The organism is Vibrio sp. 10N.222.49.A3 (assembly GCF_041475145.1).
Classification (GTDB): Bacteria; Pseudomonadota; Gammaproteobacteria; order Enterobacterales; family Vibrionaceae; genus Vibrio; species Vibrio tasmaniensis_A.
Genome location: NZ_JBFRVM010000075.1, coordinates 37,323 through 60,925, shown reverse-complemented (window position 1 = coordinate 60,925; position 23,603 = coordinate 37,323). Strand labels below are relative to the sequence as shown.

21 protein-coding genes are annotated in these 23,603 nt (G+C 43.4%); 6 read left to right on the top strand and 15 right to left on the bottom strand.

Annotation, left to right across the window (positions count from 1 at the left end; translation table 11 throughout):
• Nucleotides 1-2: 2 nt before the first annotated feature.
• The 7 genes from AB4589_RS14120 to AB4589_RS14090 all read right to left on the bottom strand — a co-directional run bounded on the left by AB4589_RS14120 (nucleotide 3) and on the right by AB4589_RS14090 (nucleotide 6,013).
• Nucleotides 3-1,271, bottom strand: a complete 1,269-nt coding sequence (locus AB4589_RS14120; RefSeq protein ID WP_372100852.1) for a TadE/TadG family type IV pilus assembly protein — start codon at nucleotides 1,269-1,271, stop codon at nucleotides 3-5.
• Between the two features lie 16 nt (nucleotides 1,272-1,287).
• Nucleotides 1,288-1,557 carry a hypothetical protein gene (locus AB4589_RS14115; protein WP_029223092.1) on the bottom strand — a complete coding sequence of 90 codons (270 nt, stop codon included), beginning with the start codon at nucleotides 1,555-1,557 and terminating at the stop codon, nucleotides 1,288-1,290.
• Nucleotides 1,547-3,001 carry a type II and III secretion system protein family protein gene (locus AB4589_RS14110; RefSeq protein WP_012604674.1) on the bottom strand — a complete coding sequence of 485 codons (1,455 nt, stop codon included), beginning with the start codon at nucleotides 2,999-3,001 and terminating at the stop codon, nucleotides 1,547-1,549. The genes AB4589_RS14115 and AB4589_RS14110 overlap by 11 nt, the downstream gene beginning before the upstream one ends.
• 8 nt (nucleotides 3,002-3,009) lie before the next feature.
• Nucleotides 3,010-3,759, bottom strand: coding sequence for a Flp pilus assembly protein CpaB (cpaB, locus tag AB4589_RS14105; protein ID WP_041472893.1), 750 nt, complete (start codon nucleotides 3,757-3,759; stop codon nucleotides 3,010-3,012).
• Nucleotides 3,752-5,101: an ATPase AAA gene (locus tag AB4589_RS14100; RefSeq protein ID WP_012604676.1), complete on the bottom strand. Its 1,350-nt coding sequence runs from the start codon at nucleotides 5,099-5,101 to the stop codon at nucleotides 3,752-3,754. Before AB4589_RS14100 ends, cpaB begins: the two co-directional genes overlap by 8 nt.
• Nucleotides 5,102-5,138: 37 nt before the next feature.
• Entirely contained in the window at nucleotides 5,139-5,669 is a 531-nt protein-coding gene (locus AB4589_RS14095) for a prepilin peptidase (protein WP_102249121.1), read from the bottom strand.
• A gap of 173 nt (nucleotides 5,670-5,842) precedes the next feature.
• Nucleotides 5,843-6,013: a Flp family type IVb pilin gene (locus AB4589_RS14090; RefSeq protein WP_012604678.1), complete on the bottom strand. Its 171-nt coding sequence runs from the start codon at nucleotides 6,011-6,013 to the stop codon at nucleotides 5,843-5,845.
• A gap of 193 nt (nucleotides 6,014-6,206) precedes the next feature.
• Between AB4589_RS14090 and AB4589_RS14085 the strand changes: the two genes are divergently transcribed.
• Together AB4589_RS14085 and AB4589_RS14080 are read left to right on the top strand one after the other, a co-directional pair.
• Nucleotides 6,207-6,956 (top strand): helix-turn-helix domain-containing protein, encoded by a 750-nt coding sequence (locus tag AB4589_RS14085; protein ID WP_372100849.1) that lies wholly within the window; start codon nucleotides 6,207-6,209, stop codon nucleotides 6,954-6,956.
• A 90-nt stretch (nucleotides 6,957-7,046) separates the two neighbouring features.
• Nucleotides 7,047-8,735: an AMP-binding protein gene (locus tag AB4589_RS14080; RefSeq protein ID WP_135382490.1), complete on the top strand. Its 1,689-nt coding sequence runs from the start codon at nucleotides 7,047-7,049 to the stop codon at nucleotides 8,733-8,735.
• Nucleotides 8,736-8,825: 90 nt separating this feature from the next.
• Here AB4589_RS14080 and AB4589_RS14075 read toward each other — a convergent pair whose 3' ends face one another.
• Entirely contained in the window at nucleotides 8,826-9,032 is a 207-nt protein-coding gene (locus AB4589_RS14075) for a DUF1127 domain-containing protein (RefSeq protein ID WP_012604682.1), read from the bottom strand.
• Nucleotides 9,033-9,135: 103 nt separating this feature from the next.
• Here AB4589_RS14075 and AB4589_RS14070 point away from each other — a divergent pair, with 103 nt between their 5' ends.
• Both AB4589_RS14070 and AB4589_RS14065 read left to right on the top strand, forming a co-directional pair.
• On the top strand, nucleotides 9,136-10,086 hold the full coding sequence (locus tag AB4589_RS14070; protein ID WP_012604683.1) for a LysR substrate-binding domain-containing protein: 951 nt from the start codon (nucleotides 9,136-9,138) through the stop codon (nucleotides 10,084-10,086).
• A gap of 45 nt (nucleotides 10,087-10,131) precedes the next feature.
• Nucleotides 10,132-10,344, top strand: coding sequence for a VF530 family DNA-binding protein (locus tag AB4589_RS14065; RefSeq protein ID WP_012604684.1), 213 nt, complete (start codon nucleotides 10,132-10,134; stop codon nucleotides 10,342-10,344).
• 224 nt (nucleotides 10,345-10,568) lie between these two features.
• On the opposite strand, the gene fusA is transcribed toward AB4589_RS14065, so the two are convergent.
• Nucleotides 10,569-12,656 (bottom strand): elongation factor G, encoded by a 2,088-nt coding sequence (fusA, locus tag AB4589_RS14060; protein ID WP_009847514.1) that lies wholly within the window; start codon nucleotides 12,654-12,656, stop codon nucleotides 10,569-10,571.
• Nucleotides 12,657-12,890: 234 nt separating this feature from the next.
• Nucleotides 12,891-14,270, bottom strand: coding sequence for a DNA repair protein RadA (radA, locus tag AB4589_RS14055; protein WP_009847515.1), 1,380 nt, complete (start codon nucleotides 14,268-14,270; stop codon nucleotides 12,891-12,893).
• A 161-nt stretch (nucleotides 14,271-14,431) separates the two neighbouring features.
• On the opposite strand from radA, the gene AB4589_RS14050 reads away from it, so the two are divergent.
• A complete protein-coding gene (locus tag AB4589_RS14050) occupies nucleotides 14,432-16,780 on the top strand; it encodes a PilZ domain-containing protein (protein WP_372100846.1) in 2,349 nt (782 codons plus the stop codon).
• A 103-nt stretch (nucleotides 16,781-16,883) separates the two neighbouring features.
• Here AB4589_RS14050 and serB read toward each other — a convergent pair whose 3' ends face one another.
• Nucleotides 16,884-17,864, bottom strand: a complete 981-nt coding sequence (gene serB / locus AB4589_RS14045; RefSeq protein WP_009847517.1) for a phosphoserine phosphatase — start codon at nucleotides 17,862-17,864, stop codon at nucleotides 16,884-16,886.
• A 109-nt stretch (nucleotides 17,865-17,973) separates the two neighbouring features.
• Here serB and AB4589_RS14040 point away from each other — a divergent pair, with 109 nt between their 5' ends.
• The gene (locus tag AB4589_RS14040) at nucleotides 17,974-18,585 is read left to right on the top strand and encodes a YtjB family periplasmic protein (protein ID WP_009847518.1); all 612 of its coding nucleotides are present in this window, start codon (nucleotides 17,974-17,976) and stop codon (nucleotides 18,583-18,585) included.
• A gap of 276 nt (nucleotides 18,586-18,861) precedes the next feature.
• On the opposite strand, the gene deoD is transcribed toward AB4589_RS14040, so the two are convergent.
• From deoD to deoC, 4 genes are all read right to left on the bottom strand, one after another.
• Complete coding sequence (gene deoD, locus AB4589_RS14035) at nucleotides 18,862-19,581, bottom strand: purine-nucleoside phosphorylase (protein ID WP_009847519.1); 720 nt, start codon at nucleotides 19,579-19,581, stop codon at nucleotides 18,862-18,864.
• A 63-nt stretch (nucleotides 19,582-19,644) separates the two neighbouring features.
• Entirely contained in the window at nucleotides 19,645-20,865 is a 1,221-nt protein-coding gene (locus AB4589_RS14030) for a phosphopentomutase (protein ID WP_372100844.1), read from the bottom strand.
• A 76-nt stretch (nucleotides 20,866-20,941) separates the two neighbouring features.
• The gene (gene deoA / locus AB4589_RS14025) at nucleotides 20,942-22,270 is read right to left on the bottom strand and encodes a thymidine phosphorylase (protein WP_372100842.1); all 1,329 of its coding nucleotides are present in this window, start codon (nucleotides 22,268-22,270) and stop codon (nucleotides 20,942-20,944) included.
• A 108-nt stretch (nucleotides 22,271-22,378) separates the two neighbouring features.
• Entirely contained in the window at nucleotides 22,379-23,155 is a 777-nt protein-coding gene (gene deoC / locus AB4589_RS14020) for a deoxyribose-phosphate aldolase (protein WP_372100840.1), read from the bottom strand.
• Between the last annotated feature and the right edge of the window lie 448 nt (nucleotides 23,156-23,603).

Here is a 23,603-nt window from a genome sequence, read left to right as displayed (position 1 = left end):
AATCAAGACTCCCCACTATCAGGATCCTTATACAAAACAATCTTATAAGTTCCTTCCGTTGTTGATTCTGTACTGCCTGAACCACCAACAACACTACAGGAGTGAATAAATTCACCAAAGACGGCAGGCGTACCTGAGTTATTAGTTGGTGCTTTTTGCAACAAGAAAAAACAACCAATTTTATTCACAGTAAAGTCAGTGGCACCGCCACTTTTACCTGAGCAATCCACCATAGGTATCGGTAAAATACGACGCCAAGCAACACCATTAGCGGCACACCCTGAACCGTTATTTGCTATACATGCGTTGGTATCAGCTTCATATTGCGCATAGTTGTAAGTACCATCAAAATCGATATCTCCAGTACTAGCGTCAATCGTAATCTCATCGCTAGGCTCTGTAGTTACATAGTCAGAAGGGTAATCTGATGCTGATAAGCCACCACCGTAATCACCAAAACGAGTATTCAAGCCATCGCCTGTTGGGCCAACCGTGCCGCCAGGTTTGGTCGTGATATCTTCACCAATTTTAACGGGTTGGTCATAACTACCACCTAACCCCTCTTTTATAGCCTTACCACCAGACCCAAAGTCTAATAGATGATAATTACCGTTACCCATTTCAGATAAGCTACTGTCACCCACCTTCAATGCATGGACAGTCCCGACTTCATAACCAAACACGCTCGTTATTGCATCGCCTGTAACGTCATGATATCCATCTTCAGGATCGACGTCGTTATCCGAAGTTCCGTCACCAATACAAACACCAATTGGCACAACGTTATTAACAACCTCTTGCCCAGAGCTTGGCCCAGCGACGGCACTTGCTGAAACCTCTTTTACTAATCCAAACATTTGAATAAAGAATTCATCCATATCCAACGAATCAACTCGAACGCGCACATATACATCATCGTTTTCACCGAAGGTGGCTGTGCCAGTAAAATCCTGAGGATCGTTAGAGTAATCAATGTTTATGGAAGCGGTGGTAAAATCAATCTCATGATTCCCTGTTGACCCTGCCATTGCATTTAGCGCAGTGACTATTTCAGCATCCACCGCATCTTTGTCTTTACTATTGTCCAGTATGGTTGCCGCAGCTAACGCCGCTGAATCTACAGCATTTTGTAAGCGTGTTTTATTAACCAGCATATGGTTAACGTCTACAGCCAACGCTGACACCCCTAAGAAAACAAGCAAAGCAGCGGTAACTAATACGACAACTAAGCCTTGCTGTTTTCTGGGACTTTTTGATACTCGATACAACATATGAGTACCTCCAGATTTAGTTAAATTCTTCTAAGATCTGGCTACTACTTCCAGACAGTTCGTTTTCACCTCTGCCTACATATCTATCGTAACCAGTCTGCATCCGCTCCCCCGTACCATCCGGTACCACGAGTAAATTCTCTTGGGTCGCATTAGGGTTATACGTTTGTTCCGTTTTTACGAGTGCTACCGAATGCCCTAAACGAGCATCATTAGCACAGCCAACTAACACCATTACGAGAAAGACCATCATTATTCTAATCATATCTATCTCCTTATAAATCATGTCCAAATGAGCCTTCGCTACCACCATCTGTTGGTGATATTCCCTGTGAAGCTTGAGATTGCTCTGAATCCGATTCAGACGGTTCAGCGATATAAGCGCTTCGACCTAATAAGTAATATTCCAAATCATTCGGGTCAACAAAGGCGTCTGTTGGTAACGTTACTTTACTTCGGTCAATAGGACTCGCAAGTCGAGGGGTAACAAGAATGACAAGTTCTGTTTCACCAGATACATACTCTTGACTATTAAAGAGTTGCCCTAAGATGGGGACATCACCAATACCCGGCATTTTGTTACTCACATCCCTAACATTCTCGCTGAGCAATCCAGCAATACCAATAGTTTGTCCGTCGGCTAGCTCAAGCGTCGATGACGCGCTTCGACGAGTAATTGGTGGGATAAAGTAGGTCGCATTGGTTGTTCCTGGGTCAATCGTTAACGAGCTGCTATTGGCAATTTCACTCACATCAACAGCCAAGTTTAGATTGATCTTTTTATCACTCAGAACCGTTGGGATAAATTTTAATCCAACTCCATACTCTTTATATTCAATCGTAATGCCATCTTCATCTGGCACAGGGATAGGGAATTCACCACCCGCTAAAAACTCAGCTTTGGAGCCACTTAATGCCGTTAAGTTAGGCTCAGCTAATACTTTCGCCACACCATTCTGTTTGGCTACATCCAGGGCGAATGTAAACAGGGTATTACTATCAATAAACGAGCCTAAAATGCCGTAATCAGTAGAGGTTGGAATATCAAAGATTGGCGTAGCCCCTAGAACACCAGCAGGAACTGACGACGCCCCCCAAGAAATATTCGATCCGCTCGTTTGGAAGAAGTGAAAGTTTGCATCAAATTTTCTCACTAAGCTTCGCTGAACCTCGGCGACCGTCACTTCCAACATAACTTGTTGAGCACCGCCAATAGACATCAAGTTGATAACACCTGTCGCTGCAGCTTGCTCGCTACCACTTTCCTTCGATTCATCAGCTGTTTCACCCGAAGAGTAGGTTTCTGCTATTCGCATCGCTACATTCATTTGTTGCTGATTACTCACCTGCCCACTCAGCAGCAAGCGATTCTGAGCACTGTGCACCTCAATAGTTTCATCAGGAAGAAACTCATATAACTTCGCTTTTAAGCTATTAAGATCATGAGTGACTTCGATGTTGATCGATTCAATCAGCTGGCCACGGGAGTCCCACGCCATTAGGTTAGTAGCACCTAATTTTTTTCCGATTAAAAACAGCTCGCTCGATTTCAACATCACAATATCAAGTACATCAGGATCACCAAGCGACACTTTGCTCGCTTTCCCTGACAACACCACATGTGTTGATTTGTGATGAGGAACCGTTACCGTTTTACCCGTTTGTAGAGCAGCAAAGCTCAGTGTAGAGAAACAAACGAAGCTCAAAATACACGTTATTATTATTTTCATAACTCACCTCAATCCTTGACGCGAACACTAGATGCTTGAGTACCTTTAATGATCGTCACACTCGGCTTAGGTACGTATCGACGAACAACCTTTTTCTCAACTTCATGAGGGTTTCTCAGTGTCAGTTGAATACTGCCTTTACTCTTCGCTGTTAAAAGTTTTTCAGCATCTTTAGGTGAAACCTCTAATGTCACAGCTCGTACGATAATAGGACTGTTTTCATTCGTTTTTGCCGTTTGGTCTACTGCCAATACCTTGATATCTTTCAACACGGTACGAGTTGCTGCTGAGTTTTTGCTGTAAGAAACGGTGCTAAGTATGTCAACTTTATTACCTGGTAATAGAAAACCAGCCACACCAATAACGTCATCCACTCGTATTGTTACCGCACGTTTATTCTCAGGTATTAATGCAGCAAGCGTTGAGCCTTCTCCTGGAATAGTAAAACGCATTTTATGAAGCACTTCTCCAGCATAAATAGTATTGGCCACCACTTTGCCAACCAATTCAGAAGCATCGGAAAAATTATTTTCATTAATCCAATCCACTTCCATCAACTTTGTCGCTAAGAACTGTTCCTCAATAATGGTTCCAGCTTCAATTTCTTGTGATGCCACCACGACTGGATGACGCTCCACAGCTTCAACTTCAACGGTTGGTTGAACTTGATCTTCCATCCACTGCTTAGCAAAAAATACAGCCGCTAAGCCAAATACTACGGACAGTAAAAACAGTAGGAAAACTTGACTCTTATTCATTATTTTCTTCCTCGTGTCCATCAGAGGTAAAATAGACTTCCCATGCCATGGAAAGAATATCGAAGGTAATAACAGGCGGGAGTTGTTCAAACGAAAGAATATCTTTGCTTATACCAACGAGATCTTTCGGTAAACATGGGAAAAGTGGCACCTTAAGAAGCGTGTGCATTTGAGACAAACGCTCAAAGAATCCATCTTGAAGCTCTACTTCTTTATCAGCAACGACGCTCATCCATAAAGCTTCATAGTCTCGTTGGTTAAGTGGCTTGAATTCAATCTTGTAACCTAAACGACGCAAAAAGGCAGGGTCGCTTATTTTCTTGGGATTTAGATTGGTAGAGAAGGCCAGCGTTAATACAAATGGCATCGTTATCTGCTGACCATTAGGCAGCGACAAATAATCGAATGAGTACTCCATCGGTACTATCCAACGGTTAAGAAGCGCATCCACAGGCATGGGCTGACGACCAAGGTCATCAATGATAAAAATCCCATTGTTTGCCATCATTTGAACTGGTGCTAACCAGACTCGACTATTTTCTGAGTGATTGACTTCAAGCATATCCATCGTCAGTTCTCCCCCAACTTGGATATTGGGTCTTTCACAATTAAGCCAACGCTTGTCGTACTGATCTTTGAGGGAAATACTTTGATCGCTGCCGTTACTATCCAACGGTTTATGATGTTGCGCCGAGAACACCTTGATAATGTTACCCAGAGCATAGACGGCATAAGGGATAAACACAGAAGTATGTAAAGCATTCACAATACGGCTCGCAACAAATGTTTTCCCCGTTCCTGCATGTCCATACAGCAACAAAGCACGTCCCGAATTGATTGCAGGCCCAAGTACTGAAATCATTTTGTCGACACCATATACATCATTCAGTGCCGCCTCGACATGTGGCCGAGTTACTAACTCAGCTCTCAAGTCTTGTTGTTTTACCACCTCACTATATTGGGTAAGCGAAACCGGTGCGGGGCCTAAATAAGCATCACGCTTGAAAGCAAGATCCGCTTCTTCAAGCCCTTTTTCTGATAGTGAATAACGAACATGACTATGCGACACAGATGAGAGGGAAATATCAGAAGTAGGCTGAAATACTTCGATTAGTGACTTCTTTCTTAAAACGGCCAAAGCGCTTTCTACAATATGAGTAACAACACATAAATAATTAGAAAGCTCTAAAACATCCGATTTTGGGTAAGCCGACAAATGCTTAAGTACAAGGTTTTCAATAACGACTTCAGGAACACCCAACATATCAAGAGATGTAGGGACGATTGGGGCTGAAATTTGTGGCTTCAAGGTTGTTGGAGCAGTACGCCCTATAATATCCATATATTATGTCTCCCCACAAAGCTAACCAACAACAGATTTAAGTAAAGTAGCTATACATCGCTAACCCTATAACAACAGAAGGAGCAAAAGGCATCGTTACTTTATTTGAATACCGAGTATGTAAATTAGCTGTTTTATCAATGACTGGTGCAGCTCCACCAAGCACAATTATCTTATTTTCAAAATAGCTTTTAATACTAAAACAGCTCGAGTTGGACAGGTTGTATAGCAGGTAGAAAACCCCAACAACTCCAGAAGAAACCAAGATAAAGTACGATGCATCGAGTAATTGTCCCCACCCCAAATACATTCCTACAACACCTAATAACTTCACATCCCCTGCAGACATTGCTCTTAAAAAATAGAATAGCAATCCAAAACAAAAGAATACGACCGACCCAAATAAAGACATTAAGAAACTATCAAAGGTGTAACTGCTGTTGAACATTGATAAAAAATAGAAAAACAAAAAAAGAATCAATATTTTGTTTGGTATACGATGTTTCTCAACATCGTATACCGATACAGCAATTAGCAATGCCCAAAAAACAGAAGGCTCATTAATCATAATTTCAATTCATACGCTCGATATAATACTTTGAAATTTACTCACTAATGTCGTAGCCATTCCAGAGAAAATTAGCCCGACAAAAATTATGAGCGAGGCAGCACCAATGACATACTCAATAGTCGTTAACCCCTTTTGCTGTCTCACTCTCCGAGCAACCATGGCAGTAATCATTAAATACTGTTAATGATGTTATTAAGCTTAGCGGATAGGGCTGCCCCAAAACCAGTAAATATAGTGGTCAAGCCTAATACCAATAACGCTGCACCAATTACATACTCGATAACAGTCAACCCTTCTTCATCTTTCATGAATTCTTTACAATTATTCAAAAACTTATCCATGAGAACCTCTCCTTGATTTACGTATCAGGCTTTGTTTGCCTGTAAAGTAAATCTAGAGGTGAGAGATATATTTGGTTAGGATTTTTTTGCCATTTACTTGCACTTTTTTGTGGTACTTCTAATCTAAATATAAAGCTTCATTAATTAGCCACTTTTAGACTAAAAGAGAATATGAAATGCATTGGGTATCTGTATGAAAATAGTAACCCCGTTATTATCGAATAAAGAGAGTGATTTCAACTCCGTTATTATCAATAAAATAAGTCACTATTTCTCTATTGCAAATTTCAAACAAGACATATCTATAATCAGTAACTTAGACGTCAGACTGGTATTTTTCATTTTGAATACCCCTGATAAAATCCAACTACTTACCATGGCTTTATCTATTTGCGAAAATTTGAACAAAATAATTGTTATTATTTGCTCTGACCCGTTACCTAATATCGTTCGAAATCATAAGAATATATTTTTCATCATAGAAACAAACAGTAATCATCTGACCAGTCAATTCGAAGAGCTTAAGGCTAAGACACGGCATATGTTCGAGTCCCACTTCGATATCGACAGAGACACAAACAACAACAACCAGCTGCCTGTAAAAGCCTTCACATCCGAAGTCGTTAACTTTGTGATGGACAACATCAACAAAGAAATCAGAGAAACAGAGATCGCCGAGAAATGTCACTGTTCAACCACCTATTTTTCTAAGAAGTTTCATCTACACTTTGGAGTAAGCTTTAGAGACTTCGTGTGCGATAAACGCATTCTACTTGCCAAAAAGTTAATCGAGGCAGATACCGAATCAAAAATTGCTGTCATTGCCTATCAATGTGGATACAAGGATGTGTCATATTTCTCGAGAATTTTTAAGAAACGGACTGGAGTAACGCCTGCAAGTTACAGGCGAGCCTGCACAGATAACGGAAAACAAAGAACATAAACGCTAATTTTACTCCCTAAAAGAAAAAATCATGGTACATTTAACATGATTTTAACAAAAATAACTTAGCGAAAAACATGGAGTTAGACAATGATTCAGCCTAACGAGTTTAGCCAAGAACAAGCAACAGCTCTCCCTACACCCAATGACATGATTTTAAAATGGGCAGAAGAACGCCCAGATGAAGTCTACTTAAAGCAAATTATTAACCGCCAATTTGTTGAGTTTACTTATAAAGAAGTGGCCGACAAAGCACTGAAACTGGCGTCAGCATTAGAAGGACTCGGAGCCCAACCCGGTGATCGAGTCGCTCTCGTATCGAAAAACTGTGCAGAATGGTTTATCTGCGATCTTGCCATGATGTTAGGAGATTTTGTCAGCGTCCCAATCTTTCCAACAGCGGGTGCCGATACCATACAGTACTGTATTGAACACAGTGAAAGTAAAATTGTGATTGCGGGTAAACTCGACGATCCTAAGGCCACTCAAAAAGTACTGGATGATAATCCAAACTTGGTGAGTATCTCACTTCCCTACGATAGCGCAGCGAAGTGCCAACATACTTTCGAACAACTCATCGATACCCATGAACCCTCAACCAAGCGTCCTCAGCATCACGATGATAAAGTAATGTCGCTTGTTTATACTTCGGGTACATCAGGGCTACCAAAAGGCGCGATGCTCACATACGGCGCCTTTACGTGGTCAGTTCAACGGTTGATCGATCATATTGGTATCCAACCCGGCGATCGCTTGTTCTCTTATCTACCGCTTGCCCATATTACAGAACGCGTTTACATCTTTGGCTCATCGGTAATGGGCGGTATAGTCACTGCTTTCCCGGAGTCTTTAGATACCTTTATTGATGATGTGAAAATGCATCGCCCTACTCTATTTATTTCAGTTCCTCGTTTATGGACTCTGTTCCAGCAACGAATCCAAGATAAGCTTCCGCAGAAGAAACTGAATTTCTTACTTAAGATTCCGTTTATCAACAACATCATTAAGAAGAAACTGGCTGATGGCCTAGGGTTAGATCAAGCCCGCGTTTTGGGATGTGGTTCAGCTCCGGTATCACCGGCTCTACTCGCATGGTATGAGAGTGTTGGTCTACACATTACCGAGGCTTGGGGGATGACAGAGTCTTTCGCCTACAGCACGATTAATCACCCGTTTAGAGCCGACAAAATTGGTACTGTGGGTAATGCTGGTCCGGGCATCGAACTCAAAATTGCAGAAGATGAAGAAATTTTGGTTCGAAGCAAAGGTATGTTCTCTGGCTATTACAAAAATGACATAGCCACCCAAGAGTCTTTTAACTCTGAGGGATGGCTTCATACTGGCGATATTGGTGATATCGACAGCGAGGGCTACCTAACGATCCGGGGACGTAAAAAAGACACCTTTAAAACTGCGAAAGGTAAGTTTGTGGCTCCAGTGCCAATCGAAAACAAACTGTTTGAATACAGCCGCGTAGAAATGATGTGTTTGATCGGCTTAGGCTTACCTGGTCCTATCCTACTCGTGGTACCGCATGACTTCCCTAATTTTGATCGGGCTCGTTATGAAAGAACAAGTAAACGTGTCATTGAAAAAATGAACGAACAGTTAGCCTCGCATGAGAAGATCAAAGGGGTACTGATGATTAAGGAACCGTGGAGCATCGACAACGGTGTACTTACCCCTACTCTCAAGATAAAGCGACATATCCTTGAGCAGAAATACCATGAAATCGGTCATAACTGGCCGAAAGATAAATTGGTGGTTTGGGAAGAGTAATCAAAACCGAGAGGGAGCCATTACGGCTCCTTTTTTAGCACCAAAGCGCTCAACCTGAGATCAGTCACTGACTCACCTAACACACTCCACTCACTCCCAAAACGATTTCTTCAGTTCCTTATCAACTTGTTCCTGTGTAATCCCGACATCTCTCAACAAATATTCTGGTAACTCAGACAGCTGCTTTCTGGTTCTACGATTCTGAAGATAACGCTCAAAGTTAGAATAGAATTTCTTAATTGATAACGATGATAAGAATGATTGGTTAGCCCTTGATGTCGCTGTTATCGTGTTCATAGCCTATCTCCTGTTGATTTTTCGCTTTATCATGGTTAATAATCAACCAATAGATAAATATCGACAAACGATAGATACTGACATTCAGTTAAGGAAAACTAATGTGAGAGAACGAACCCCACCTTTCCAAGGGATCTACTATTTTTATACTGCGGCTGAAACAGGCAGTTTTAAACTCGCGGCTGAAAAGCTGTTCGTCACGGCAGCTGCCGTCAGCCAACAAATTCGTCAACTTGAAGAGTGGCTAGGTGCAGACTTGTTTATTCGTCAGCACCGAAAAATAGTACTCACTCACGAAGGTGATGTGCTTTACCTGCAAGCTAAGAAAGGCTTTGCTCATATTCAAGATGGGGTAAGACGAATAAACCAAGACCCCAATCCTACTCAACTGTCTATTTCAACCGTACCATCATTTGCTCAACACTGGTTGGTGCCTAGAATTGGAGACTTTCGCGATCGTCACCCTGATCTATCCATGTTGATTGAACCGACCAACAAGCTGGTGACGTTTGAAGATTCTAATGTCGATGTCTGCGTTCGATATGGTCATGGTAATTATCCAAACATTGAATCACGTTGGTTAATGGACGAAGTGGTTTACCCTGTCTGCCACCCTATCTACCAAGAGAAGCATGGTATTTATGACATCGACGATCTACACAAAGCAGAGCTAATTGAAGACCGATGGCCAGATATGGATTGGAATCTATGGCTAGACATTGTAGGAGCGAAGGCAGGACGCTCATCACTGCAATTTGATGGCTCGCATTTTGTTTTAGAAGGTGCGTTATCCGTACAAGGCGTTGCTCTTGTGAAGCACAGTTTGGTCTATCGGTATTTGCAGGAAAAGAAACTCGTTCGAATCGGTAACTTAGCACTCAAGCCTAAATACAATTACTTCTTATGTGCCCCTGCTGGCTACTTTCATCGAGAAAAGATAAAGCGTTTTGAGGCTTGGATGCAAAATCAGGTTCGGTTGTTTGGGAATAGAGGTCGAGAAGAACTAACTATTATCGAGACAGATTACCAGCTTAAATGGTCTGATAATTCATAAAGCGAAACTGGTATACTTAGCTCAAATAAATGGCGAGAACATCTCATGACACAAGACAATAATCCACTTCACGGTATCACTCTACAGAAGCTACTGACTGAATTGGTTGAACATTACGGTTGGGAAGAGTTGAGTTACATGGTAAACATCAACTGCTTTAAAAAAGACCCGAGCATTAAATCGAGCTTAAAATTTTTGCGTAAAACAGATTGGGCACGCACCAAAGTAGAGCAGATTTACATCGACTTAAAGCGTTAGTCTCTCCCTGCTTTATCAGTCCCGTGTTGAATAAATACGGGACAACCCCTGAGTATACTTTTTAGGGGCTACATCAGCACCTCGCACCTCGCACCTCGCACCTCGCACCTCGCACCTCGCACCTCGCACCTCGCACCTCGCACCTCGCAGTATATTACAAACAATAAAAAGCCCCGCAAGCTTTCACTTGCGGGGCTTTTTTAGCTAATTTAGAAAAGGGCTAATTACTTACCAGCTTCTTTTTCTGCTTTAACTTTTGCAATCACTTCGTCAGCAACGTTAGTTGGACATGGTGCGTATTGCGCGAATTCCATAGAGAATTGGCCACGACCAGAAGTGATAGTACGTAGGTGACCGATGTAGCCGAACATCTCAGAAAGAGGTACGTCAGCTTTAATACGAACACCAGTAACGCCAGCTTGTTGATCTTTGATCATGCCACGACGACGGTTAAGGTCACCGATAACATCACCAACGTGATCGTCTGGAGTGAACACGTCAACGTTCATGATAGGCTCAAGAAGTTGCGCGCCAGCTTTAGGCATAGATTGACGGAATGCGCCTTTCGCTGCGATTTCAAATGCGATAGCAGATGAATCGACTGCGTGGAAGCCACCATCGAAAAGTTCAACTTCAACGTCTAGCGTAGGGAAGCCAGCTAGTACGCCGTTATCCATCATGCCAGCAAAGCCTTTCTCAACTGCAGGCCAGAATTCTTTAGGAACGTTACCGCCCACAACTACTGAGTTGAACTTGAAGCCAGAACCTGCTTCACCTGGTTTGATACGGTAATCGATCTTACCGAATTGACCAGAACCACCAGACTGTTTCTTATGCGTGTAGCTATCTTCAATTGCTTGAGTGATAGTTTCACGGTAAGCAACTTGAGGAGCACCAACTGTTAGGTCAACGCCGTAAGTACGCTTAAGGATATCTACCTTGATGTCTAGGTGAAGCTCACCCATACCTTTAAGGATAGTTTCGCCAGTTTCTTCGTCAGTCTCAACTTGGAAAGATGGATCTTCTGCAACCATTTTACCGATCGCGATACCCATTTTCTCAGAACCGCCTTTATCTTTTGGAGATACAGCGATAGAGATTACTGGAGTTGGGAAAACCATTGGCTCAAGCGTTACTTGGTCTTTTGGATCACATAGAGTGTGACCAGTTTGAACGTTCTTCATACCAACGATCGCAATGATGTCACCAGCTTGTGCGCTAGTTAGTTCGTTACGGTCATCAGCTTGCATCTCAACCATACGGCCAACACGCTCAGTTTTACCTGTGAATGAGTTAAGGATCGTGTCACCTTTGTTCAATTTACCAGAGTAAATACGAACGAAAGTTAGAGCACCGAAACGGTCATCCATGATTTTGAACGCAAGCGCTTTGAAAGTTTCTTCAGTAGAAACGATAGCGTGGTTGCCTGTTTCTTCGCCGTTCTCATCCATTAGAGGTTGAGGATCAACTTCAGTTGGAGAAGGTAGGTAATCTACTACAGCATCAAGGATAACTTGCATGCCTTTGTTCTTGAACGCAGAACCACAGAACGTAGGGAAGAATGCGATATCACGAGTACCTTTACGGATACAACGTTTGATATCTTCGATAGAAGGCTCTTCACCTTCCATGTAAGCTTCCATTAGGTCATCGTCTTGCTCTACAGCAGTTTCGATTAGCTCTTCACGGTATTGCTCAACGTCATCAACCATGTCCGCAGGAACATCAGTGATTTCGTAGTTTTCAGGAAGACCAGTGTCATCCCAAACGTATGCTTTACGGCTTAGAAGGTCTACAACACCCACGAATTCATCTTCGCGGCCGATTGGTAGAACCATAACTAGAGGAGTTGCACCTAGAACGTTTTTAACTTGGTCAACAACGTTGTAGAAATCTGCACCCATACGGTCTAGTTTGTTAACGAAGATCAGACGAGATACTTCTGATTCGTTAGCGTAGCGCCAGTTAGTTTCTGATTGTGGTTCAACACCACCAGAACCACAGAATACACCGATACCGCCATCAAGTACTTTAAGAGAACGGTATACTTCAACTGTGAAGTCAACGTGTCCAGGAGTATCGATAACGTTTAGACGGTGACCGTTCCAGAAACAGCTTACAGCTGCTGATTGGATAGTAATTCCGCGCTCAGCTTCCTGTTCCATGAAGTCAGTAGTTGATTCGCCATCATGTACTTCACCAGTCTTGTGGATCTGACCAGTTAGCTTAAGGATACGCTCAGTGGTAGTTGTTTTACCCGCATCAACGTGCGCGAAAATACCAATGTTTCTGTATTTCGATAAATCTGCCATTGTCTTACTCTGTTAATAGGATATAAAATGCGCGCAGAGTATATCACAATCTGTGAGGACTGATAGCTTTGCATGCATTTGGGACTAAAAAACTTTGCCTTTTTCTAACATATAGAAAAAGGCAATCTGAAGAAACAATCTAAATGATTGTTAAGTTTAGTGCTAACTTAAAGCGAAAATAGCGTTTAAGTTAGACTGAATTTCTGCTGTATAGAGTAGCTGAAGTGAGCTCAATTACAACTCATCAAAAGCATTAATTGCTTCCGATAATTTTTTCACACCGTGGATCTGCATTCCTGGAATGCCACCTTTAGGCATGTTAGCCGCTGGTACAATGGCTCTCTTGAAGCCGTGTTTAAACGCCTCATTTAAGCGCTCTTGACCGCTCGGTACAGGTCGAATCTCACCAGCAAGGCCTACTTCGCCAAAAACCACCACATCTTTTGGCAATGCGCGGTCTCTGAAACTCGAAAGTAAAGCCATTACCAATGCAAGATCAGCACTGGTTTCGGTTACTTTAACACCACCAACGACATTCACAAACACATCTTGGTCAGCCATTTGTAAGCCGCCGTGTTTATGCAGCACGGCTAGTAACAATGACAGTCGATTTTGCTCGAGACCAACAGCGACACGACGCGGGTTAGCCAGCTGCGAATAATCCACCAGCGCTTGGATTTCAACAAGGAGTGGACGCGTTCCTTCCCAAACTACCATCACTGAACTGCCTGAGGTTTCTTCTTCACCACGAGACAGAAAAATAGCCGATGGATTGCTAACTTCTTTTAGCCCTTGCCCTGTCATAGCAAACACACCTAGCTCATTCACTGCACCAAAACGGTTCTTGTGGCTGCGCAAGGTTCTAAAACGACTGTCCGTTCCGCCATCTAACAGCACCGAGCAGTCAATAATGTGTTCAAGTACTTTTGGTCCAGCTAAGGTACCGTCTTTAGTTACGTGTCCCACTAGGAATACGGCAACGTTGTTCTGTTTCGCATAGCGCGTTAATGCGGTTGCCGATTCGCGCACCTGAGCAACACTACCTGGAGACGATTGAACATCAGCGACATGCATAACTTGGATTGAATCGATAACCATGATCTTAGGCTGCTCTCTTTCTGCAACCTGACAGATTTTATCAACATTGGTTTCAGAGAGCATTTTGAGATGCTCTTTTGGTAACCCTAATCGAGATGCTCGCATCGCAACTTGTTGAAGAGATTCTTCGCCAGTGACATAAAGTGTCGGTAACTGGGAAGAAAGCTGACACATAGTCTGCAATAACAGCGTTGATTTACCGGCACCAGGGTTACCACCAATAAGAATCGCAGCGCCAGGTACAACACCACCACCAAGTACACGATCAAGCTCTTTGAAGCCACTACTAAAGCGCGGGACCTCTTGCAAGTCGATTTCCGATAGCGTTTGAACCGAAGATTCAGTTGCACCACCAGCGTAACCACTTAGTCGTTCATTGCGCGCGACCTGAGGTGAAGCGGCTAACCTAACTTCTGTAATCGTGTTCCAAGCACCACATGCATTGCACTGCCCTTGCCAACGTGGAAAGTCAGCACCACAGTCATTACACACATAAGCTCGCTTTGCCTTAGCCATAAAACCTCAATAATTTGCTTAGTAACGGGTAAATGTTGCTATTTTGTTACCCCGTTGACCGTACAGGTGAAAATAAAAGTTGCAGTAGGGCCACGAATACCTAAAGATCAAATACAACTCGTCGATAACAATAACGCACCATCCATTCTAACAAGAAAAGTATGCAGCAATCTGAAATTCTATCTGTAGCAGAACGACTTATTCCGGCCTACCATGCCGAAGATTTCGAATTCCTTCTTTCTCAAATGACAGAAGGCGAATCACCGTCTCTAAAACTGCTCGTTAAAATGGAACTGAATCGTATCATGGCTCCGTGCACAAAGAGCATTGATTTACGCGGGCGTATTGATAATGAATGTCATCAATTCACGCTAGACGAGCGTAAACATTGGCTTGATGACATAGCTTTGAACGCGTATCAACGTGGTACTAAAAAATTTAAAGGTTATACCGAGGGCGTGTGGGAGTTAGTGATGACACCTCGCATTCAACCTCTTCGTAATATTGTTAAAACATCCTCTAAAGATGACCACGATATCACTAACGCTGATAGCCCCTATGAAGCAGAAGCCATTAACCTCGGTTACGATTTAAAACGCAAAGAAAACAGACTCAAGATTAGCTCACAGGTTGAAATCACCACGCCTAAAGGACAAAGCCTACATGGTGTGACAGTTGATATTTCTCCGTCGGGTGCAAAGTTCAAGGTACCAAGGGCGTTTAAATACAACCTAGGGGAAATCATCAGTGTTAAATTCACTGAGCTTGTTGAGAAGTCACTAGAAGCCGATGTTAATGAGGCGGTTGAATTTCGTATTCTGGGTATTGATGAATCCTACGAGAACAATGCAGTCAAATTTTTAAGATGCATGAGAATCAGCGATACAACGAGTGTGGCTCGTTTACTCGATGAATCTCTAAATAGTGTCAGCAAGAAAACCAGCCATGAGAATCAAGATAGGCTCATTCGAACGCGAACTCGCGGTATTGAACACACCTATCTAAAGTACACCTGTAATCTCCCTCTATTCTTCAGTGGTAGTGAGTTGAAGCTCGCGCTGCTCACGGATAACAATCATCCCCAATGGCAATACTGGCATGATGAGCGTAACCAACAGGCTCTGGGTACTTTGTTCAACGAACAACGTATGAACTTACTCGCTAAGCCTGGCGTGAAGGGAACCAGTAACGTTATCTACTCTTTTACCCATGAACATAAAAATAAGACCTTGTTCTACTCGATGATGCTGCCTGAAGCTTCTCGTGAAGAGAGGCAACTGTTCTGGCACATCGGCGGTAAACGTAAAAGTTGGAAGGCGTTCAAATTCTCGGTTTTCGAATTATCCGACTCTGAGCGACAAGCCTTAGCTGAGCATTCAGATACGCTTGCTCAAAGCTCAGCGCAACTGACTCATTGCGGTATCTTGCAAGAGATCGGTGATCATGAAAGTGCTGCCGATTATCTATTAAGTGAAAAACCACGCATTCCAAGCAGTGACCTTAATCGCTTTCGTCATCCGCGAACGGTGGTGGGAAACATTCAAAGTATCTACTTTGATTCCCAAAGTCGTCGTAAAGAACCGAGATATAGCTTTAAATCGCCAATTCAACTCACATCACAAGATAGCCCAACAATAAATGGACACACTGTAGACATATCAAAACGTGGCCTAAGCATTACCCTTGAACACCCAATGGTACTCAAGATTGATGATCCTGTTGTGGTGAATTTTAATGAACTGCAACTCTATGATAAAAACTTGCCATTAAGCACAGTGCCTTACCACGTAATTCGTGTAAGCCCGAACGGTTGCAACGTTCAATTGGTTATCACTGAGAATGCAAAAACAATGCGTACCATCGCCTTCCTCAATGGGCTTATCGATCAGAACCAAAGTAAGCTAAATAAAAAGCAAGAAATACTGCCCACCGATTCACTGCTTAAATCACTGCACACTGTTTTGCTTAACAAAATGGTCAGTAATCCAATTTTCATTGATAAGCCGGGCTCAACGTTGCGTTGTAAGCTCATTGGTGTGAACTTCCCGCTGAACAAGCATCTAGCGTTACTCGCTAAACTTGGGCACAACCAAAAGTTTTCACTGGAACCGATTTTCAAAGGTCACTCTAATTCACTATTAGCTGAGCCACTGAAAAGAATTGAAGGTGCAGAGCCAAAACATCATGACGTATACATTGCTGCGATAAAGTTTGGTAACAAGATTCAATCTGTACATACGAAGTTGGTGAAAGACTTTGCATCTACGAAAGAACGTATTTCTTTCATCAAGAAGGCACAAGATCTGGGTGATGTGTATGTACTGCGAGTCACTACCGCCCCTATCTTTAATCCATTAACCAGCTTGTTCCAATCAGACTTAGCCGAGCTTTCGCGCATCAGTATGCACCAAGCGAAGAAGTTAGAGAGTGAGGTCACCGCTTTTATTGGTTATGGTGAGATAGAGGACATTACCGATGAAGTATTGATTCGATTGGAACTCTCGCACTAAATAGCCAGATCAACTTACCGGTTGTCGACTTATCGGATTTAAAAGTAGAAAAAGCAGGCTCATCACCTGCTTTTTTGTATCCGTTATACCGCCCTAAATATGACTAAGGCTTCGCTTGCCAGCTGATTTTTTGCTGCTTAGCTAATACACCTGACAAGATACAAAGCACCCCACCTAAGCCAGCATAACGCACAGCAGTTTGAGCTTGTTGTTCAACTTTCGGTTTTGCATGGTAAGCAATCCCTAAACCGGCAGAACCCATCATAACCAAGTCATTGGCACCATCCCCCACGGCAACGGTGTTATGCAGTTCCAGTTCATACTCTTCAGCAAGTTCTACCAAGATATCCGCTTTGGTCTGTGCGGAAACAACATCGCCTAATACTTCACCCGTCAATTTACCATTGACGATCTCTAGCGTGTTTGACTGAGCGTGGTCAAGATCAAGCGTATCTTTCAGGTAGTCTGAGAAATAAGTAAAACCACCCGATGCAATCGCCGTCTTCCAGCCAAGTTTATTCAGAGTATTCACTAGCTCAACCAAGTCTGGCATGAATGGTAATGACTGGCGCACTTGCTCCAGTATCGACTCATCCGCACCTTTCAGTGCCCCAACGCGTTGGCGTAGGCTCTGTTCAAAGTCGAGCTCGCCTTGCATCGCACGCTCTGTGATTTCAGAAACTAACTCTCCGACTCCTGCGAGCTTTGCTATCTCATCGATGCATTCAATTTGAATTGCTGTGGAGTCCATATCCATCACGATCAAACCTGGCTTAGATAAGTCTGGGACCTCGCTAAGGCAAGCATAATCAAGCTTCAGTGCTTGTAAAATTTCTTCGTGTGCCGGGGTTAAGTTCCCTGACATCAGTGCCACTTCGTAATGTCCCACCTTCCACGTATTGAGGATGGTGTTGTAGGTACCAGTGAAAAAGTCGATGTCATCAAATGATTGTGGAGATAAGTACTCACCGAACACAATCCAATTGGCTTTAGATTTTGCGAGTTGAGAAGCGAAACGTGTCTCGGGGAGTCGGGTTAATAATGTCGTATGCCTTTTAATCGGCAGATATTTCTGAGCGTCCATGTGTATGATTCCTAATTAACTATGCTAAACGTTAACCTATTGCAATTTGAAAACGCAAGTCTCAATATGTCTTAATCATAACATTTGTTTATTTCAGGCTTCGTGAAACATGAATGAATCATTGTTCTCAATACGTAACGCTTTACGAGTACTAGCCCTAATTCTGTTGGCTGCTATGTTCGTGGTAACCATTAAAAACACAGTAGTGATCAGTAAAGGTAATGAGAAGATCCAAGCAAAACAGTTGGAAACGCTGACCAAACTACTGATCTCACAGGCATCACTTTCAGCCAGTAAGATGATCACTCAGCAAGACCAAGAGCGCCTACTAGAGCTCACTAACCAACTCTCTCAGGATCGATTGGTATTTGATACCACCATCTACGATGCAGAAGGGATTCGACTGGCTTCGAGTGAAAAAGCGCTCTCGGTACGCGAGGTTCTTGGCTTAGACACACCTCTTTCAACGGCAAGTATCGGCAGGCAGCAACTCGTTGAACCTATTTACTCTCCAGAGAGTACGATCATTGGCTTTATCCGCGTGACTTTTGAGACAGGAAAAATGACAGCTATTTCTGACCATCACTACCGTAAGAGCGATCGCTACATGATCGGTATGGTCTTAATGGGGTTTGTCAGTGGCGTGTTGTTCATCATGCTTATTCGTAAAAGAAAGGCTAAGTCTGGGGAAAACTGGCTGCTTAAAAATGTCAGCTCTTAACAGCTTATACCAATCACAGTAAGTAAGTGATCAGAAATAGCGCAGGAAAAAGGCTTGAGAACAAGGCGTGATTTTCTGATAAGTAGTTATTCTACAATCAAAAATCACAACGCAGTTATCGAGTGTTTTAACTAGCTAGGCTGACCAGTTATTTACTACGATTGGTATTAGTTTAACAAATCCAATAAAAAGCCCCGAAGCTCAGGCAGCAACGGGGCTTTTGTTATCTATTAAACTTTGCGGTATCTATTAAGCTTTTTGAAATCTATTAGCTGATTAGTCTTGGTCACCAAGCAGCACAGAGTCGAGTGCGATAACCATCATGTCGTTGAAAGTCGTTTGACGTTCATCTGATGTGGTTTGCTCACCAGTTTTGATGTGATCAGAAACAGTACAAATAGTCAGAGCTTTTGCGCCGTATTCAGCACATACACCATAGATACCCGCCGCTTCCATCTCTACGCCGACAATGCCGTACTTGTCCATGACTTCGAACATTTCAGGATCTGGCGTGTAGAACAACTCAGCAGAGAATAGGTTGCCAACCTTTACGTCTACACCACGCGCTTTTGCCGCATCTTCTGCCGCACGCACCATTTTGTAATCCGCAATAGCCGCGAAGTCATGACCTTTAAAGCGAATACGATTCACTTTTGAGTCGGTACACGCACCCATGCCGATAACCACATCGCGTACTTTGATATCTTCGCTCACTGCACCACAACTGCCGACACGAATGATCTTTTTCACACCAAAGTCTTTGATCAGCTCAGTCGCGTAAATAGAACAAGATGGAATGCCCATACCATGCCCCATTACCGAAACCTTACGGCCTTTGTAAGTCCCCGTGTAACCAAACATGTTACGAACATCGCACACTTGAACCACTTCTTCTAGGAAGGTTTCAGCGATGTATTTTGCACGTAGCGGATCGCCGGGCATTAGAACTACGTCAGCGAAATCACCCATTTCAGCATTAATATGTGGAGTAGCCATTGAAAATATCCTTAATCTCAAAACAAAAAAAAGAGAGAGGTTTCCCTCTCTCTTCGTTAACTATTATAGAAAGCTTGTACCGTGTCCCATTGGCGATGTGCCAAAGTAAGACGCTAAGCTTTGACCGATATCAGCGAAGGTATCGCGACGGCCTAGAGAGCCAGCAGGAACCTTGTTTCCGTAAACAATCACAGGGATGTGTTCACGAGTATGGTCAGTACCTGGCCATGTCGGATCACAACCGTGGTCAGCAGTTAGGATAAGTACATCATCTTCTTTCATCATATCGATGATTTCATTGATACGGCCATCGAAGTACTCAAGTGCCGCTGCGTAACCTGCAACATCACGGCGGTGACCGTAAGCTGAGTCGAAATCAACGAAGTTAGTGAACACGATAGTGTTGTCGCCCGCTTCAGTGATCGCTTCTTTAGTTGCTTCAAATAGCGCAGGAATACCTGTTGCTTTCGTTTTCTGAGTAATACCACAACCCGCGTAGATATCAGAGATCTTACCGATTGAGTGAACATTACCGCCCTTCTCATCAACCAACTTCTGAAGAACTGTCGCCGCTGGCGGCTCAACAGAAAGGTCACGACGGTTACCAGTACGTTCGAACTGACCTTTACCTGGGCCAATGAACGGGCGCGCAATAACACGGCCGATGTTGTAGTCTTCTAGCTCTTCACGAGCAATCTGACAAAGGTCTAATAAGTTCTGTAGACCGAATGTCTCTTCATGACATGCGATTTGGAAAACAGAGTCTGCTGAAGTATAGAAGATTGGCAAGCCACTCTTCATGTGTTCTTCACCCAGGTTATCTAGGATTTCTGTACCCGATGAGTGACAGTTACCTAAGAAGCCAGATAGACCTGCACGCTCAAGGATGCGATCAGTCAGTTCTTTTGGAAAGCTGTTTTCTTTGTCGGTGAAGTAGCCCCAGTCAAACAATACCGGTACACCTGCGATTTCCCAGTGACCTGATGGCGTGTCTTTACCAGAAGACAGCTCCGCAGCGTGACCGTACGCGCCAATGATCTCAGCGTCTGCATCCATACCAGGAGCAAAACGGCCTGTAGACTCTTTGTGAGCCACCGCAAGGCCTAGCTTAGACAAGTTTGGCAGCGTTAGTGGACCTTTACGATCCGCGTTGTCTGCAAGGCCTTGATCACAATGGTCAGCAATGTGACCCATAGTGTCTGAACCTACATCACCGAATGTGTCCGCATCTGCTGTTTCGCCGATACCGAATGAATCTAAAACTAAAATAAATGCTCTTTTCATTTTCTTCACCAACTTATTGCTCTTTGCACCAGAACTCTGTTTATCGGCATACACAAGGTATGCCGATACCTGTTATTTACACGTCTTCAGATCGAATCTGACGGTAAACGTCTGGCGTTGCTGTATATTCTCCGCCCACAGTGATTGCATTTTGTAATGCTTTTGCAGCTTCTTGCCACTGTTGTTCATTGCGAGCATGAATCATTGCTAATGGTTTATCGTCGCTTGCAACTTCGCCAAGGCGAATGAAGCTATCAAAACCGACTGCGTAATCAATGCTGTCTGTTGCTACGCGGCGACCACCGCCCATACCAACGACAGCCATACCAATTGCACGCGTATCCATCGCTGATACTACACCACTTTCGAGTGCGTACACTGGTTTAACAATTTCTGCTTTTTCTAGGTAGTTATCGTAGTTCGTTACGAAATCAGTTGGACCACCAAGGCCCGCTACCATTTTACCGAAGCACTCTGCTGCTTTACCGTTATCCAGTACTGCCATCAGTTTTTCACGCGCTTCGTCTGAATCTTTTGCAAGGTTACCCAGAACCAGCATTTCAGCACACGATGCCATCGTAATTTCTAGCAAACGAGGGTTACGATATTCGCCGGTTAGAAATTGAACCGCTTCACGTACTTCTACTGCGTTACCCGCTGAAGAAGCCAGAACTTGGTTCATGTCCGTTAGGATTGCTGTTGTTTTAGTGCCTGCACCGTTTGCTACTGCAACGATAGATTTTGCTAGTTCTTCAGAAGCTTCATACGTTGGCATGAATGCGCCTGAACCGACTTTTACGTCCATCACTAGAGAATCAAGGCCAGCAGCCAGTTTCTTAGATAGGATTGAAGCGGTGATTAGCGAGATGTTATCTACTGTTGCTGTGATATCACGAGTCGCGTAAACACGCTTGTCAGCCGGTGCTAGGTCGCCCGTTTGGCCGATGATCGCCACGCCAGCTTCTTTGGTTACGGCACCAAACACATCGTTGGTTGGTGTAATGTTGTAACCAGGGATAGATTCTAGCTTGTCTAGCGTACCGCCAGTGTGGCCTAAACCACGACCAGAGATCATTGGAACGAAACCGCCACATGCTGCCACCATAGGGCCAAGCATCAGAGAAGTTACGTCGCCAACACCACCAGTGGAGTGTTTATCAACGATTGGGCCATCAAAGTTCATGTGGCTCCAGTCAATCACCATGCCTGAATCACGCATTGCACATGTTAGTGCGATACGTTCTGGCATCGTCATTTCATTAAAAAAGATAGCCATTGCGAATGCGGCAATTTGGCCTTCAGAAACCGTGTTTTTAGCGACACCTTGGATGAAAAAGTTAATTTCTTCTGTGGTCAGTACTTCGTTATCACGTTTTCTGCGAATAATTTCTTGAGGTAGATACATTAGTGCCTCCCAAACTCTAGTGAGTATGGTGTGTAGGGAAAGAGGTAATATGGAGTGACTTAACGCCACTCCATCAAACAGACTTTATTGTTATACCCGATAGGGAAATTAGTATGCTGCTGGATCTGCAGTTTCGTCTGTCACTTCTAATGTATTAAGAAGGTTAGTTAGTAGGCTTGAAGCACCAAAACGGTAGTGCATGTTGTCTGCCCACTCAGCGCCTAGTAGCTCATCAGCCATCGCTAGGTAAGCTTGAGCATCTTCAGCTGTACGTACGCCACCAGCTGGTTTGAAACCCACTGTTTTAGCTACGCCCATGTCACGAATAACTTCAAGCATCATGCGCGCGTACTCTGGAGTCGCGTTTACTGGCACTTTACCTGTTGAAGTTTTGATGAAGTCTGCACCTTCTTCGATACAGATCTGAGAAGCTTTCTTAATCAGTGCTTCTTCTTTTAGCTCACCAGTTTCGATGATCACTTTAAGCGTGATGTCACCACAAGCGGCTTTACATTGCTTAACTAGCTCAAAGCCAACTTCTTCGTTGCCAGCAATAAGAGCACGGTATGGGAATACTACGTCAACTTCGTCTGCGCCGTACGCTACCGCTGCTTTTGTTTCTGCAACAGCAATTTCGATGTCGTCATTACCATGAGGGAAGTTAGTTACAGTCGCAATGCGTACTTCTGGAGTACCTTGCTCACGCAACGCTTTCTTAGCGGCTGGGATAAAGCGAGGGTAAATACAGATTGCAGCGGTGTTGCCAACTGCAGTCTTCGCGTCATGACAAAGTTCCACTACTTTTTCAGTAGTATCGTCGTCATTTAGCGTAGTTAGGTCCATAAGTTTAAGTGCACGTAGAGCTGCTGCTTTTAAATCGCTCATTTCTATCTCCGATCAATATATTCAAATAGTTAACTACTTCACCATCCATCCAGTATAGATGGATATTTTAGTAATGCTCAGTAGTCACAAATGAACGGACTTGGTTCCCTGAAGACTTGATAACTTTCGCTACCAATTGCAATCCTTGTCACCGCACAGTACCAGTTTGGTCTATGGCACAACAAATCAGTCATGTTGTGTCTAACATCTATAGTGTATTGCTAATATAGCGTATTGCTAAGTTTGGCTTAATCCCAGAAGAATAACGTTCGAGCTAATCTCAATGTTACTTTCTTGCCAGCAGAGACATCCTATCCCTTTAGCTAATACATTATAGGTATCCATCAATAAATTGTAGTGCTCCTTAGAACGCAAACGGTTTGTATCTCAAAAAAACATTCTAGACCCATTTTCGACTCCAAGCATTCACTCATGCTAATGCTCAAAA

Excerpts from the sequence above, each read along its gene's own strand:
- AB4589_RS14100 (WP_012604676.1), bottom strand. The coding sequence starts at position 5,101 with ATGGATATTATAGGGCGTACTGCTCCAACAACCTTGAAGCCACAAATT.
- AB4589_RS14095 (WP_102249121.1), bottom strand. The coding sequence starts at position 5,669 with ATGATTAATGAGCCTTCTGTTTTTTGGGCATTGCTAATTGCTGTATCG.
- deoA (WP_372100842.1), bottom strand. The coding sequence starts at position 22,270 with ATGTATCTACCTCAAGAAATTATTCGCAGAAAACGTGATAACGAAGTA.
- cpaB (WP_041472893.1), bottom strand. The coding sequence starts at position 3,759 with ATGAATAAGAGTCAAGTTTTCCTACTGTTTTTACTGTCCGTAGTATTT.
- AB4589_RS14120 (WP_372100852.1), bottom strand. The coding sequence starts at position 1,271 with ATGTTGTATCGAGTATCAAAAAGTCCCAGAAAACAGCAAGGCTTAGTT.
- deoC (WP_372100840.1), bottom strand. The coding sequence starts at position 23,155 with ATGAGCGATTTAAAAGCAGCAGCTCTACGTGCACTTAAACTTATGGAC.
- AB4589_RS14085 (WP_372100849.1), top strand. The coding sequence starts at position 6,207 with ATGAAAATAGTAACCCCGTTATTATCGAATAAAGAGAGTGATTTCAAC.
- deoD (WP_009847519.1), bottom strand. The coding sequence starts at position 19,581 with ATGGCTACTCCACATATTAATGCTGAAATGGGTGATTTCGCTGACGTA.
- fusA (WP_009847514.1), bottom strand. The coding sequence starts at position 12,656 with ATGGCAGATTTATCGAAATACAGAAACATTGGTATTTTCGCGCACGTT.
- AB4589_RS14115 (WP_029223092.1), bottom strand. The coding sequence starts at position 1,557 with ATGATTTATAAGGAGATAGATATGATTAGAATAATGATGGTCTTTCTC.
- AB4589_RS14050 (WP_372100846.1), top strand. The coding sequence starts at position 14,432 with ATGCAGCAATCTGAAATTCTATCTGTAGCAGAACGACTTATTCCGGCC.
- AB4589_RS14110 (WP_012604674.1), bottom strand. The coding sequence starts at position 3,001 with ATGAAAATAATAATAACGTGTATTTTGAGCTTCGTTTGTTTCTCTACA.
- AB4589_RS14080 (WP_135382490.1), top strand. The coding sequence starts at position 7,047 with ATGATTCAGCCTAACGAGTTTAGCCAAGAACAAGCAACAGCTCTCCCT.
- radA (WP_009847515.1), bottom strand. The coding sequence starts at position 14,270 with ATGGCTAAGGCAAAGCGAGCTTATGTGTGTAATGACTGTGGTGCTGAC.
- AB4589_RS14075 (WP_012604682.1), bottom strand. The coding sequence starts at position 9,032 with ATGAACACGATAACAGCGACATCAAGGGCTAACCAATCATTCTTATCA.
- AB4589_RS14030 (WP_372100844.1), bottom strand. The coding sequence starts at position 20,865 with ATGAAAAGAGCATTTATTTTAGTTTTAGATTCATTCGGTATCGGCGAA.
- AB4589_RS14040 (WP_009847518.1), top strand. The coding sequence starts at position 17,974 with ATGAATGAATCATTGTTCTCAATACGTAACGCTTTACGAGTACTAGCC.
- AB4589_RS14090 (WP_012604678.1), bottom strand. The coding sequence starts at position 6,013 with ATGGATAAGTTTTTGAATAATTGTAAAGAATTCATGAAAGATGAAGAA.
- AB4589_RS14065 (WP_012604684.1), top strand. The coding sequence starts at position 10,132 with ATGACACAAGACAATAATCCACTTCACGGTATCACTCTACAGAAGCTA.
- serB (WP_009847517.1), bottom strand. The coding sequence starts at position 17,864 with ATGGACGCTCAGAAATATCTGCCGATTAAAAGGCATACGACATTATTA.